Genomic DNA, 14,258 nt, shown 5'->3' with positions numbered 1-14,258 from the left:
GCGCGCGCACGCTTATTCATAGAGTCGTGCAAGCACGAGCATAGAGATACGTTTAGAGCAAAAACTGCAGAAAAGCAATTGTTTGCGTGGGGTATTACAATCGCTGTAGAACCCTTTCCCGCTAAATCTAAAACAGCCTTGTTTCTCTCAGTGTATTCTTTCTAGCTTCTCTTGCCTTCTCTGCCTCCAAGCGTTTTTCGTGTTCTGCATCGATAGTCGTATAAACTTCTTTCAGTTCTATAGGTGTGCAATCGTATCTAGTTCTATTGCCGGCTCGCATAGTTGATGCGGCGCCGCTCATTCTGTTAATGCGCCAAATCTCTTCTTCATCGGTAAAAGGGCCTTTTTGTTTAAGTGTTATGGAATCTGGAGAGAAGAACGCTGTATCTCCGGTGTTAGCCGCGGTTCCTTCAGTTAAGAGTCGAGAAAAAGTCTTGACGTTAAATTCAAAATTCCGGTCGCCGAGAGCGAGGCTGAACCAAGTTTTGTCTTCGGAATGAACTGCAATCAGACTTGAATAATAAATCTCAAGGTCTGGTGCGCATAGCAAGTATAAGTCTGATTCGATTTCGTCTGAATTTGCGTTTGTACTGATGCCAATTACTAACAAAGCGCAATATAGATACCGCATAACTTATTCTCTTTTCGTTAGTCTAAAAATCCCGTAGGTCCCTTTATACCGTGGTTTGTAGTTCCAGCGCCAGCGCTTCAAGGCAGGGATTCGTCTCGACATGGAGGATAGACCCGCAGCTATGGTTGCCCGGTTTGGGGAAGTATGGGTTATCGTTGGTCCCGTGTTCTATTCAAGGATTCCAGGGCAGTAGATTGAAGAGCATTAAAAGGGTGAGTCTTTAGTCGCAGTGCCTTACGCTTTACTTAAAATCATTGTCAGTCCTAGTGGAGTGGTGATACAGGTGTATCTCAAAGATCATGAAAGTTACGATTGGGACGACCATAGGCGGTTTCAGATCATCGTGGGCGGAATCGAGCAAATCACGGGATTGGGGGTTTAGCTCTAGAGTGTGTGGGAAGCTGCTCGTCTAACGACTTGTATAAGGGAAATGAATCCATAGGAGCCGGCGAAATATGGGGCCATCATCATCAGGGTATTCGGATTGGTTCTAAGAGTAACAACTTCCTCTGACACTCATTCCTTAGGTAATAATAGTTCGCATTATCGTTTGTTCGTGATATCGCTCCGGCTCTTAGCATCAAGCCAGTCCCTGGCCCTAGGTCATTGGTGTGGTCTAAGATTACTTCGTTCCCATATGATCAGAACCCCGCCCTAACAAACCAATTCTTAAACATATCGAGCCGCATCTGGTCAGGAATTGGTTTTACATACCAATTCAATGCTGGCGTAACCCTTTGAATATATTCATATAAAACAAAAGGGTAGGCCTTGTTCTATTGCATTCTAACAAGGTTAATAAATCGTACGGCACAATCTGGTCACATTGCCAATTATTTAAGCTAGGAAAACACCCGACACCGTGTTGGCTCTGTCCTACTATCTGCTCATAGATAGCTATAAGGAGACCTCAGGTGGCAACGATCAGAAAGCTTCGGGACAAGTGGCAAGCTCAGATTCGTCTAAAGGGAATCAAGCCCATTGCTAAGTCATTTGATAAGAAGTCTGACGCAGTTAACTGGGTGCGTGTCACAGAGTCGAAGGTCACGCTGGGGACGTTCGTTGATCCCCGAGCATCAGACAATGTATCCCTGTCAAAGTTGATTGATCTCTATCTTGATCGAATCAGACAGCAGGGGAGGGAGAGCAAGCCTGAGACCTCGCGTTTAAAGCGCTTGGGGCGCGTTTTGGGCGACGTTAGCTTGAGCAGGCTGTCAGTCTATACTCTGAGTGGATATCGCGACCAGCGACTCCTGGAAGCGAATCCCGCGACGGTCATTCATGAGCTTAGTTTGCTGACGAGATTGCTGAGACTAGCGGGGACTGATTTTGGCATTCCGCTGCCTCAGGGAGTCCCTAGTATAAGACTACCTAAGATGCCGTGTGGTCGAATCCGTCGTCTGTCAGAAGACGAGGAGCAAAGACTGTTTGCGGCTGCTAAAAGCGACCCGGAGATGCATGACATTATATTGCTGGCAATGGAATGTGCTACCCGGCGCTCTGAACTTCTAAGCATTGAAAAGACAGATGTAGACCTTGATCGCCGGACGTTGACTCTGAGAAAGACCAAGAGCGGATTGGAAAGGGTCATACCGCTGTCTATGGTTGCTTTGGAGGCAATTCAGAGACGTATGAGTGATGGTGTTAAGGTTTTCAATTTAAGCCCGTCAGTGGTCTCTCAGCGATTTGCAGCTATAAGTAAGAATGCCGGGATTGGTGGGTTGAGATTCCATGATCTTCGTCATGAAGCAGTTAGTAGATTCTTTGAGAAGGGATTGACCACTGTGGAGGTAGCAGCTATCAGTGGCCATCAGAGTCTGTCAATGCTGCAGAGATATACACACATCAAGCCGGAGCATCTGGTGAAGCGATTAGACACTCTAGTGAAGGTAGCCCTCGCTTGAGATCTCCCAGTCAATTTGGGCTCTCAAGTCGTTACTAATACTGACCACTTGGCTACCTAGTCTAAGACGGGTCGTCATGCGTAACTTCTTAATAAGGTAAGTTATCCAGCCAGCATCAACCGGACGGGGTTCGGTTCCTGGAGCGTCATCCCTCTTGTTATAGGAAATTTTCAGGACCACGGTCTCATTGTTTCCAACTTTGACATACTTCCTACATGCAGGACATTTTTCGATAGCTGCTGCCATTTCAACCAAGAGTTCGGGTGCATAGAGTTCCACTGGAATCCCGAAGGAACCATGAAAGTGAGGGCGTCCTTGTCGGGAATGCATCTCCAACACTAGAATGATTGGGATAGGATGTCCTTGGAAGAATGGTCGAAGAGCATTCCGTATACAGTCTCGAATGTAATCCAGCGAGCAACCTTTTAAGATCTTGGCTTGATTGGAGGGGGATACATTTACAGTAAGAGCTATAGTCACCAATGATTGATCGTTTAGAAGGCAGTGTACTGAGCAGGCCACCTCGATTTCTACTTTTGACTTGAATTGAAAGGGTAGGCATGGATCTGACTCACTAGTTATTGCCCTATACTCTCGTGTAAGGGGGTCTATAAATTTAACTACTGCGTGGGCTTCTCTGAATTTGGCTGAGGTTCCGGATTTTACTGGCTTGTAGCGTTTCTTTGCCGCGGCCTTTTTTCGGGTTTTTCGTGGCGAGCCAGATGACATCGGCGGTACGGAAGGTATGTCAAATGGGCTGATTTCGTGTCGAAGCTGCATAGGTTATTCACCAGTGAAATACAAACATGGCTTTTATCCTAGCAGCGCGGATCGCGGGAAAAAAGAGGCGGGAGGCGAGATTTTAACGTCGGCCTTTCTTAGTTGTAGATATGGAGTGCTAGCTTCTAGCTGAAGGCAGCGCGCCTGTTGTCACAATATAATTGCAACAATAATATTAATTTAATTAATAGCTACGAAATTTCTCTTTTACGTTCCACTGAAAAACCAAAAAACTGAGATCTGAGCCTCTTTGAAGCTCAAAAAATCGTCCGGCCCGAATACTGTTTTTCGGAGCATGGCCAGATTATTCTATGATTACGGACTACTCCCAGGCTTCTGTGAATTCAAGCGGTATGCTCGTTTGGTCCGCTGCTCGAAATCAGCGTATGTGATCACTAGGTCGTCAAAAGGGTATCTAAGTTTGTGCAATGCCGTGAGCTTTTGTTTGAAGTCGAACTCTCCACCTCCATAACTTTTCACCGTGACATCGGTGCTGCCTTGGCCAATATGCCCAACTATGGACTGGATGAGGTCTTTAGTGACATTTGCTTTGGTTAGCCGCTCAACGACATTATGCCTAAAGCAGTGGGGAGTACCCTTCACACCTAAGGACTTGAAGAAGCTTCGGCAGAATTCCCCGATAGCTTTGCCGTATCCGTCACCTTTATCTGTATATATAAGCTCGGGGAATAGGCGCGGCTCTGCTTTCCGGCGCATTGCAGCTACATATTCTAGAAACCCTGCATCGATTAGTGCTTTGTGAATTGGAACGTTGCGAGGGAGCCTACCTTTTATGCTTTGATCGGGTCGGTCTTCGTTCAAGTAAAAATGAGCAGTCTTACCCTGAGCGTCTGTAATTATGTCGTCTACATATAGTTGACAGGCCTCGTTTAGTCGACAGCCGGTGTAAGCAAGTATGAGGGGTATCCAGAACTTGGATGGCTCTTTCCCTTGCTTTTGCGCTGGCCACGGATCTTGGTTGTAGAGGTAGCTTGTGAAAACCCGCATCAGATCGTCGTCTGAAAATGCGTGCCTTCGTCGGCCAACACGCCGGTCTTTAAGCTTTAAGTCTTTAAATGGGCTGTCAGGCAGGTCGTCGTACCTGAGTGACAGCCAAGTAAAGAACGACTTCGTCCGTGTTAAGTGGTCTTTTTGGGTCTTAGGAGATATGGTTTCGCCTTTGTGTTGCTTGATCACTTCTTGCATCGAGAGGGCTTTGTAGGGCGAATTAACGCCGTGCATTCTAGGGGGCAGCAAAGACAGCTTTTCAACGAATAGGTTGGCCTCGCTTCGCTTAATATCATCTATAGGGCGGTCGCCAAAGAAATCTGTCAGAAGTCTGAGAGTTGCTGTTTGTTGCACTTTGGTAGTTTGGCTGTCCCAGGTTTTGCAGCTTAGGTAGTCCTCGACTGCGTCGCGTAGGAGTGGAAGTCTCGCAGCGCGGCCGGGCAGCGGACGTGGATTAGATCTCTCACCACTGTATGACTCATCCCTTCGTTGTTCTAACTCATCAAGGTTGGACTTGATTATTCTCGCTACAGCCTCATCGCCCATCTTGGTGTGCTCTTCGTCAGGCATGTCGATGTCCAGTGTCCACTCGTCGTCCTTTGTGACATTGAAGCTAACCGTGTAATCCGTCCTCAGAGGTTTGTTGCGAGTTTTTTTCATCTCATCGAGTCCATTCAGTTGATTATCGAAAGCGACCATATACGCCCTCGCCAATCGCTTGGCAGTCGTCCTGTCACTAGTATGTAATGGACTACGCACTTCTGAGCTATTGCCAAAGTGGGCAAGGTAGCGTGCTGGAATCCGGACGCGGAAATAATAGCGCCCGTGACGATTTTTCCAAATGAAATTTGCCATTTGTGGAACCCTTTGCGGTACCATGGCCAAATCACGATGAAAATCGCTAAAATAATTGTTTATAAATCAAGGGGATATATCTGTGGTGCCCAGGAGAGGACTTGAACCTCCACGACCTTTCGATCACTAGCACCTGAAGCTAGCGTGTCTACCAATTCCACCACCTGGGCATTGCGGGGTGAAGCTTTTCAGAGCGCGCATTTTGCCCATCTGCACCCATGCTGTCAATGGGGTCGACACAAAATCTTCAAGAATTAAGCTGCTCAGGCGTGTATACTGCCGCAAAATAGCGACGAAACGAGAAAATAGAGAAATATGTCAAACCGAAAGCAGGATCGTAACACCCCCACAGGCAGTGCTCCCATCAAAGACCCCTTCGCCAACCGCGAGGCGGAAAACTACGAAAAACCCATCCCCAGCCGCGAATTCATCATGGACTACATGGAGAAAGTCGGCGAGCCGGTGAGTTATGAGCACCTGTGTGAGCACCTGGAACTGACTGATGACGAGGATCAGCTGGAGGCCCTTCGCCGCCGCCTGATCGCTATGGCCCGTGATGGCCAGCTCATCAGCAACCGCCGGGGTGTGTACGGTCTGGCGGACAAGATGGAGCTGATCAAGGGCCGCATCCAGGGTAACAAGGAAGGCATGGGCTTCTTTATTCCGCAGGATGGTTCGGGCGACCTGTTCCTGAGTCCGGGCGAGATGGTCAAGGTATTTGACGGTGACATCGTTCTGGCGCGGGTGTCGGGCGTGGATCGGCGTGGCCGCCGTGAGGGCATGATTGTGGAGGTGCTGGAGCGCCGCACCACGCAGGTGGTCGGACGTTTCTATCACGAGAGTGGCTTTGGCCTGGTGGTCCCGGACAACCGGCGCATCAGCCAGGAGATCCTGATTCCGGAAAAAGACATTGGCAAAGCCAAAGACGGCCAGTTTGTGGTGGCAGAAATCCGCAGCTACGCTGATAGCCGCCGTAAGGCCATTGGTGCCATCACGGAAATCCTGGGCGACCACATGGCGCCGGGCATGGAGATTGATGTGGCCCTGCGTGGTCATGACATTCCCTTTGAGTGGCCCAAGGATGTTGAGCGTGCCGTCGAGGGCCTGACCGAAGAAGTGGCCGAGTCTGATCTGGCCAACCGCATTGATCTGCGTCACCTGCCCTTTGTCACTATCGACGGTGAGGATGCCAAGGACTTTGATGACGCGGTGTTCTGTGAGCCCATGGACAATGGAGGTTCACGCCTCTACGTGGCCATTGCCGACGTGTCGCATTATGTAAAACCCAATTCGCCGCTGGACGATGAGGCGCAGAAGCGTGGCAACTCGGTGTACTTCCCGGGCCACGTGGTGCCGATGTTGCCCGAGGTGCTGTCCAACGGTCTGTGTTCACTCAAGCCCAAGGTCAATCGTTTGACCATGGTGTGTGAGATGGAGCTCAGCCCCAGTGGCCAGGTCGAGCACTACCGCTTTTATGAAGGCGTGATTTTCTCGCACGCCCGCCTGACCTATACTGAAGTGGCGGACATGCTGGAAGAGTCGGACAGTGATGTTCGGGCCAGATCTCGCGATCGCCTGCGTGAACGTTACGCCGATGTGCTGCCGCACCTGGAAACGCTGTATGCGACCTATCTGAGACTGGCGAAGTGCCGGCAGGAGGCCGGTGCGCTGGATTTCTCCAGCACCGAGACCCGCATTGTGTTTGGCGAGACCCGCAAAATAGCCGAGATCGTGCCGGTGATCCGCAACAATGCCCACCGCCTGGTTGAAGAATGCATGTTGGCGGCCAACGTCTGCACCGCGCGCTTCCTGGAAGACTCCGACCTGCCGGTGCTTTACCGCATCCATGAAGGCCCCAACCCGGAGAAGCTGGACAACCTCAGCGCCTTCCTGCGGGAGATGGGCCTGGTGCTGACCCGCAAGGACAAGCCCGAACCGAAAGACTATCAGCGGATTCTGGAAAGCGTCGGCGATCGCCCGGATGCGCATCTTATCCAGACCATGCTGGTGCGCTCGATGCTGCAGGCGGTCTATGCGCCGGAGAACATTGGCCACTTTGGTCTGGGCTTTGATGCCTATACCCACTTTACCTCGCCCATTCGCCGTTACCCGGACTTGCTGGTGCACCGGGCGCTGCGTTTCCTGATTCGTGAGGGCAAGAAAAAGCAGCAGATCCGTCAGGTGGACGGTGCGCCCGAACTGACGCGCAAGGAAATCTATCCGTACCAGTTAAAAGACATGCAGCATTTTGGTGAGACCTGTTCGACCTACGAGCGCCGCGCCGATGCCGCCAGTTATGATGTGCAGGACTGGCTGAAATGTGAGTATGTGCAGGATCGCGTCGGTGATGATTTTGAGGGCACGGTGGCCTCGGTCACCGGCTTTGGCCTGTTTGTCATGCTCAACGATATTTATGTGGAAGGCCTGGTACATATCACCGCGCTGGCCAACGACTATTACAAGTTTGATCCGGTACACCAGATGCTGGTCGGCGAGCACAGCGGCACCACCTTCCACCTGGGTGACTCGGTGCGGGTGCGCGTTGCACGCGTAGACCTGGATGATCGCAAGATTGATCTGCAGCTGCTGGACTCCAGCGGCAACGTCGCGGCTGACAGCAAAGCCAAGGGCCGGGGCGGTAAGAGCGGTGCCAAGGGTGGCGGCAAAGGCAAGGGCTCAGGCAGGGGGGCTGGCAAGGCATCAGAGAAAGGCGCGAGCGCCAGAAGCGGCGACGGATCTGCGCCCGCCAAGCGTAATGCCAAGGTCAAAGACAGAACGGGCGGCGCTGGTAAAGCGGGCGCCAAGACAGGCACAAAGGCCGGTGCTAAAACCGGGGCTGCCAAAAAGACTTCAACCAAGGGCGCACCCAAGACTGCATCCAAGGCTGGGGCAAAAGCTGGAGCAAAAACAGCACCAAAAACTGAGCAGAAACCCGCCCAGAGGCGTAAGCGCAAACCGGACCAGACCGCCGCGCAGCGTCGTGCCCGGCAGCCGGTGAAGGACTCGCAGCCGTCTACTAAAAAAGCGGCTAAACAGCCGGCCAGACAGCCCGCACAGCAAGACGCGGGCGGCAAGAAACCGGCGGGCATGTTCAAGCGCCTGATGCGAAAGCTTGGGGTGTCTGATTAATGTCCGCACGCGAGTGGATTGTGGGCATTCATGCCGTCAGCGAGTTGTTGCGACGGCACCCGGAAGATGTGCACGAGCTGTTGCTGCAGCAGGAGCGCAGCGACCAGCGCATTGAGGAAGTGCGGACGCTGGCGCAGGAGCTGGGACTACTGTTTAAGGTGGTGCCGCGCGCCGAGCTGGAAAAGCGTATTGCCGGCGACAGTAAAAAGTCCGCAAAAGGCGCGCGACCTGGTAAAAATGGCCCGGTGCATCAGGGTGTAGCCGCGTTGTGCCAGTGGCGTGACACCGTCAAGGATGAAGCCTTCCTCACGGCGCTGTTGGATAAACTGCCACATCCGCCTTTATTACTGGTTCTGGATGAAATCACCGATCCGCATAACCTGGGCGCCTGTCTGCGCACGGCCGATGCGGCCGGTGTGGATGCGGTGATTGTGCCCAAGGATAACTCGGCGACGCTGAACCTGACCGTTCGCAAGGTGGCCAGCGGCGCCGCGGAAAAGGTCAATCTGGTCGCCGTCACCAACCTCAGTCGCACCCTGGCGGCGCTGCAGCAACGCGGCATCTGGATCAGCGGCGCCGCCGGTGAAGCCACGCAGAGCCTGTACGAAGCCGACCTGACCGGCCCGCGCGCGCTGGTCATGGGCTCCGAGGGCAAGGGCCTGCGCCGCCTGACGCGTGAACACTGCGATTTCCTGATCTCCATCCCCATGGCGGGTGCAGTCAGCAGCCTCAATGTCTCAGTAGCAACAGGTGTTTGTCTGTTTGAAGCCGTAAGACAACGCTCAGGCAACTGAAAAACTATCTGCGTTGCCATTGCTTCGTTAAAAACAGGCTTAAAATGCTCATTTACACGTCGTAAACTCCGCTTTTGCGCCTGTTTTTGCCTCGCACTGGCTGCCTCGAATACGTTTTTCAGTCGCCTGAGGGCAAATTAGATTGCATCTGTTAGCAACTTTCCCTAAAATGCCCGGTCCCTGAATTCCTGCCGGAAGGCACGTCTGCAGCCAAGTGAAGGCTGAACAGCAGATTGAACCGGGGTTATTGTTCACTCCTTGTCTTACCGACATTTGTCACACTAACTGTGCATGCGGAAGACTTATTGCCATAAGGAGTCTCTATGAGACATTATGAAATTGTATTTGTAGTACACCCTGATCAAAGCGATCAGGTCCCCGCCATGGTTGAGCGTTACAAGCAGATGGTCACCGAGAGCGGCGGCAAGATCCACCGTGAAGAAGACTGGGGCCGTCGTCAACTGGCTTACCCGATCAACAAGATTCACAAGGCTCACTACGTGCTGATGAACGTAGAATGTAACCAGGAAGTGCTCGACGAAATCGTCACACTGTTCCGTTACAACGATGCCATCCTGCGTAACCTCGTAATCAAGACTGACGAAGCCGTGACTGAAGAATCCCTGATTCTGAAGGGCGAGCGCGAAAGCCGTGAGCGTCGTGCCCGTGCCGAGCAGAAGCGTCGTCTGGAAGATGAAGCCGCTGAGCGTCAGGCTGCCCGCGAAGAAGCGGAAAGCGACAAAGACGATGACAGCGACGACAACGATTACGATGGCGACGACGCTGACTCCGATGACGACAGCGACGAAGACGACAAATAATCACAGTTTTTTTAAAGGATATTGACCATGGCACGTTTTTTCCGTCGCCGTAAGTTCTGCAAATTTACCGCAGAAGGCACAAAGCAAATCGATTACAAAGATCTGGAAACTCTGAAAGCCTATATCTCTGAGACAGGCAAAATTGTTCCCAGCCGTATTACCGGTACCAAGGCGCGTTATCAGCGTCAACTGGCGACTGCCGTCAAGCGCGCGCGTCACCTGGCCCTGATTCCGTACACGGACAGCCACAACGTTTGATTCCTGTTTATACAGGGCTCTTACTGAAATGAGAGTGATATGCGGGGTTTAGCACAATACGCAATGAACGGCCGCCGTCAGGCGATCACGGTTGCGTTTTTGTGCGGTCTGATCCCGCTGGCCAACATGCTGAGTCCCGCGATACTGGGCCTGGTGTGTTTACGACACGGGCCGCGCGAGGCGTTGCTGGTGGCAGTCTGGGCAGCGCTTCCGCTGCTGGGGTGGGCGATGGCCGGGGATATAACCCCGCTGATCCTGCTTCTGGGGGTGTTTGCACTGGCCACTGTGCTGCGGCAGACCTCGTCCTGGCAGCCCACGATACTGGCGGGCATTCTGGTCGGGGTGGGCGCTGAGCTGACACTGCGGCTGCGACCGGAGTTTCTGGCGCTGCTGACGGAACAGGTTGAAATGTTCCTGGCCAGTGGTGCGGCGGAGATGCCGGAAATGCCTGAGATGTCGGCAGGCATGATGCAGGGTGTCCTGATCAGTCTGTTTGGCGTCATGCACATGTTCCTGGCGATATGCCTGGTGATATTGGCGCGCTGGTGGCAGGCCTTGTTGTTTAACCCGGGTGGTTTTCAGCAGGAGTTTCACCAGTTTCGCCTGCAGCCCAGGGTGGCGGTGGCGTTAATGGCGCTGTTTGTGCTGGCAAGTTTCGGCGTGACAGTGCTGGCCGGTTGGACAATGTATTTTGTTATGCCCTTGTTTTTTGCCGGTGTCGCGCTGGTGCATGGGTTGGTTGGGATCAAACATTTATCGCGGCTTTGGCTGATCGCATTTTATATGCTCATGCTGAATCCGCCGCTGGCCCAGTTGGTAGCCGTGTTCGCACTTGCGGACAGTTGGTACGACTTCCGGGGCCGGATTCAGAAGCAGACTTGACGAAATTAGCGCTAAAATTGAGGAAAACAACATGAACGTAATATTACTGGAAAAAGTAGGTCGTCTTGGCGGCGTTGGTGACACAGCTGCGGTGAAAGCAGGTTACGCACGTAACTTCCTGTTCCCGACAGGCAAAGCCATTCCGGCCACCAAAGCCAACCTGACTGACTTTGAAGCCCGTCGTGCTGAGCTGATGGCTGCGCACAACGAGAAAGTGGCCGCTGCCCAGGCCCGTGCTGACAAGATCAAAGGCCTGCGCGTCGAGATCGAAGTGAACGCTGGTGACGAAGGCAAGCTGTTCGGCTCTGTTGGCACCAAGGACATCGCTGATGCCGCCAACGCTGCTGCTGGCAGTGATCTGGTGAAATCAGAAATTCGTCTGCCGATCGGTGCGATCCGCGAAATCGGCGACTACGAGATCAGCGTTGACCTGGGTTCTGAAATTGAAGAAACCATTACCGTTGCGGTTGTTCCTGCCAAACAGCAGGCCTGATTGATACCGGTAACGCACGCCCTGAGGGGCGCCAACTGCTGGTTGTGAAGACAACCGGGTAGTGGGAGAATAGAGCACCGCCGCCTTCGGGTCGCGGTGCTTTTTTTTGCCAGTTCATGCCGGAAACTCAGCAATATGTCCGAATCCAAGGAATCATCATCGCCTCGCGCTGCCGGCGGGGCCTCGAGCAACAGCGTCCTGTCATTAAAAGTCCCGCCCAACTCAGTGGAAGCCGAACAGGCGGTACTGGGTGGCCTGATGCAGGACAACACCGCCTGGGATGATGTCGCCGAAGTATTGCAGTCGGAAGATTTTTACCGCCACGAACACCAGCTGATTTTTAACGTCATGCTGAAACAGGTGGAGACCAGCAAACCCATTGACGTGGTAACACTGGTGGAAGCGCTGGACAGCCTCAATGAACTGGAAACCGCCGGCGGCCCCGAATACCTGGCGGACCTGGTCAGTCATGCCCGCGGCACGGCCAACATCCGCGCCTACTCGCAGATCATTCGTGAGCGCGCTACCTTGCGCACGCTGATTCGTGTTTCCAACGAGATTTCCGACAATGCCTTTAATCCCGCTGGCAGACCGGCTGCCGAGGTGCTGGACCTGGCCGAGCAGGCGGTGTTCAAGATTGCTGATAACCGCGCGCAGGACGGTGGCCCGCAGCAGGTCAATCCGCTGCTGACCAAGGCGGTGGAGAAAATTGATGAGCTGATCAAATCCAAGGGCGGCATCACCGGCCTCTCCACCGGCTACAAGGATCTGGACAAGAAGACCTCGGGTCTGCAGAAATCCGATCTGATTATTGTTGCCGGCCGACCGTCCATGGGTAAGACCACCTTTGCCATGAACCTGGCCGAGCACGTTGGCCTGAGTCAGGACAAGCCGGTGCTGATTTTCAGTCTGGAGATGCCGGCAGAAAGTCTGATCTTCCGTATGCTCAGCTCCATCGGCCGCATTGACCAGACCCGTCTGCGCAGCGGTCAGCTGGAAGAAGAGGACTGGCCCAAACTGACCTCGGCCATCGCCAAGTTAAAAGATCGCCCCCTGCTGATTGATGATGCGGTTGGCCTCAGCCCGACGGAAATGCGGGCACGGGCCCGGCGTATTGCGCGTGAGTACGGCGGCGTTGGCCTGATCGTGGTCGACTACCTGCAGCTGATGCAGATCAAAGGCTTTGGTGATAACCGGGTTGGCGAAATCTCGGAAATTTCGCGCTCGTTAAAAACCATGGCGCGCGAATTTGAATGCCCGGTCATCGCCCTGTCGCAGTTGAACCGGGGTCTGGAACAACGTCCCAACAAACGCCCGGTGATGTCGGACCTGCGTGAATCAGGCGCCATCGAGCAGGACGCGGATATTATTGCCTTTGTTTACCGTGATGAAGTCTATAACGAGGACACACAGGACAAGGGTATTGCCGAAATCATTATCGGCAAGCAACGTAATGGTCCCATCGGTACCGTGAAGCTCGGCTTTATCGGGCATCTGCTGCGCTTCGAAAATCTGGCGCTGCCTGACTATGACGACAACTATGGTTAGCACGCCGCCTGTTGATGCACACAGCTGGGCCGAGATTGACCTGGCAGCCGTTCAGCACAACTTCCGGCGTGCGCGACACTATGCGCCTGACAGTCGTTTATGCGCGGTGATCAAGGCCAATGCGTATGGCCACGGTGTGGAGCCGATTGCCCGCGCGCTGAGCAATGAACTGCGCGGCGGTGACTGTTTTGCTGTGGCCACGCTGGCTGAGGCGCGCCGGGTGTATCAGGCGCTGGGACTGCGCGATATCCTGATTCTGCGTGGCCCGGTCAATGCCGCCGAGCTGACCGAAATACTGGCCACCGGCTTTATGTGGGTGATGCACTCGCCCTGGCAGGCGGAGTTGTTAAAAGCAGAATTGGCAAAAGGTATGGTGTTCCAGCCGCTGCGCATCTGGGTGAAAACCAATACCGGTATGAACCGGCTGGGCATGTCGCCACAGGCTTTTGCTGAGATCTGGCCGTGGTTAAAAAACCTGCCGCAGCAGAAATCGTTGACGCTGATGTCGCACTTTGCCACCGCCGATGAACCGGACAAACCGCTGGCAGCTGAACAGTTACAGAATTTTTATGCGCTGGCAGACAGCGTTACGCTGGACCCGCAGACCGATGGCATGAGCCTGTCGGCCTCGGCCGGCATTCTGGCGTGGCCATCGGCGCAGTTCAGCATGTGCCGTCCGGGCATCATGTTATATGGCGCCTCGCCAATGGTGGGTGAGCACGGTCCGGCTTTTGGCCTGCAGCCGGTAATGAACCTGAAATCGCGCCTGGTCACCATCAATGAGGTTGCTGCCGGTGATAGCATCGGTTATGGCGCCACGTATCACTGTCAGCAGGACATGCGCGTTGGCATTATCGGTATCGGTTATGGCGATGGTTATCCGCGCCATGCACCGTCAGGCACGCCGGTGTTGATCCATGCTGCCGGCAAGGTGTACGAGGCGCCGCTGGCCGGTCGCGTGTCCATGGACATGCTGACGGTTGATCTCACCGGTATACCCGCCGTGCCTGGTGATGAGGTGTTATTGTGGGGGCAGGGCTGGGGCAGTCAGTTGCCGGCCGAACGTATCGCCGATCTGTGCCAGACCATTGCCTACGAGCTGTTCTGTCAGGTCACCTCGCGCGTTAAATTCATTTATCAGTAACTGATTTTTTT

The 14,258-nt window shown here is 53.6% G+C and carries 11 protein-coding genes, 1 tRNA gene and 1 pseudogene; 9 read left to right on the top strand and 4 right to left on the bottom strand.

Features of this window, described 5'->3' with window-relative positions; all coding sequences use genetic code 11:
* Positions 1-127 precede the first annotated feature (127 nt).
* The gene (locus PHACT_RS06010; RefSeq protein WP_070116355.1) at positions 128-631 is read right to left on the bottom strand and encodes a hypothetical protein; all 504 of its coding nucleotides are present in this window, start codon (positions 629-631) and stop codon (positions 128-130) included.
* A 914-nt stretch (positions 632-1,545) separates the two neighbouring features.
* Between PHACT_RS06010 and PHACT_RS06005 the strand changes: the two genes are divergently transcribed.
* Complete coding sequence (locus PHACT_RS06005) at positions 1,546-2,535, top strand: site-specific integrase (RefSeq protein ID WP_070116354.1); 990 nt, start codon at positions 1,546-1,548, stop codon at positions 2,533-2,535.
* A gap of 1,095 nt (positions 2,536-3,630) precedes the next feature.
* Here the strand turns inward: PHACT_RS06005 and PHACT_RS05995 are convergent.
* From PHACT_RS05995 to PHACT_RS05990, 3 genes and pseudogenes are all read right to left on the bottom strand, one after another.
* On the bottom strand, positions 3,631-4,983 hold the full coding sequence (locus PHACT_RS05995; RefSeq protein WP_169819405.1) for a site-specific integrase: 1,353 nt from the start codon (positions 4,981-4,983) through the stop codon (positions 3,631-3,633).
* A 21-nt stretch (positions 4,984-5,004) separates the two neighbouring features.
* Positions 5,005-5,178 (bottom strand): annotated as a pseudogene (locus PHACT_RS16755) (DUF6538 domain-containing protein); the annotation flags it as partial.
* 83 nt (positions 5,179-5,261) lie between these two features.
* A tRNA-Leu gene (locus PHACT_RS05990) sits at positions 5,262-5,348 on the bottom strand.
* Positions 5,349-5,493: 145 nt separating this feature from the next.
* On the opposite strand from PHACT_RS05990, the gene rnr reads away from it, so the two are divergent.
* The 8 genes from rnr (at position 5,494) to alr (ending at position 14,247) form a co-directional block, all read left to right on the top strand.
* On the top strand, positions 5,494-8,307 hold the full coding sequence (gene rnr / locus PHACT_RS05985; RefSeq protein WP_070116351.1) for a ribonuclease R: 2,814 nt from the start codon (positions 5,494-5,496) through the stop codon (positions 8,305-8,307).
* Positions 8,307-9,101: a 23S rRNA (guanosine(2251)-2'-O)-methyltransferase RlmB gene (rlmB, locus tag PHACT_RS05980; protein WP_070116350.1), complete on the top strand. Its 795-nt coding sequence runs from the start codon at positions 8,307-8,309 to the stop codon at positions 9,099-9,101. The genes rnr and rlmB overlap by 1 nt, the downstream gene beginning before the upstream one ends.
* Before the next feature lie 323 nt (positions 9,102-9,424).
* A complete protein-coding gene (gene rpsF, locus PHACT_RS05975; RefSeq protein WP_070116349.1) occupies positions 9,425-9,922 on the top strand; it encodes a 30S ribosomal protein S6 in 498 nt (165 codons plus the stop codon).
* A 27-nt stretch (positions 9,923-9,949) separates the two neighbouring features.
* Positions 9,950-10,180, top strand: coding sequence for a 30S ribosomal protein S18 (rpsR, locus tag PHACT_RS05970; protein WP_070116348.1), 231 nt, complete (start codon positions 9,950-9,952; stop codon positions 10,178-10,180).
* Between the two features lie 39 nt (positions 10,181-10,219).
* Positions 10,220-11,062 carry a YybS family protein gene (locus PHACT_RS05965; RefSeq protein WP_070116347.1) on the top strand — a complete coding sequence of 281 codons (843 nt, stop codon included), beginning with the start codon at positions 10,220-10,222 and terminating at the stop codon, positions 11,060-11,062.
* A gap of 31 nt (positions 11,063-11,093) precedes the next feature.
* On the top strand, positions 11,094-11,555 hold the full coding sequence (gene rplI / locus PHACT_RS05960; RefSeq protein WP_070116346.1) for a 50S ribosomal protein L9: 462 nt from the start codon (positions 11,094-11,096) through the stop codon (positions 11,553-11,555).
* Between the two features lie 135 nt (positions 11,556-11,690).
* Positions 11,691-13,103, top strand: coding sequence for a replicative DNA helicase (gene dnaB / locus PHACT_RS05955; RefSeq protein ID WP_083264382.1), 1,413 nt, complete (start codon positions 11,691-11,693; stop codon positions 13,101-13,103).
* A complete protein-coding gene (alr, locus tag PHACT_RS05950) occupies positions 13,084-14,247 on the top strand; it encodes an alanine racemase (protein ID WP_083264381.1) in 1,164 nt (387 codons plus the stop codon). The genes dnaB and alr overlap by 20 nt, the downstream gene beginning before the upstream one ends.
* Positions 14,248-14,258: the final 11 nt, after the last annotated feature.

The organism is Pseudohongiella acticola (assembly GCF_001758195.1).
In the GTDB taxonomy this organism is placed as follows: Bacteria; Pseudomonadota; Gammaproteobacteria; order Pseudomonadales; family Pseudohongiellaceae; genus Pseudohongiella; species Pseudohongiella acticola.
Note: the sequence above shows the minus strand (reverse complement) of the source record. Positions and strands in the feature narration are given on the sequence as shown.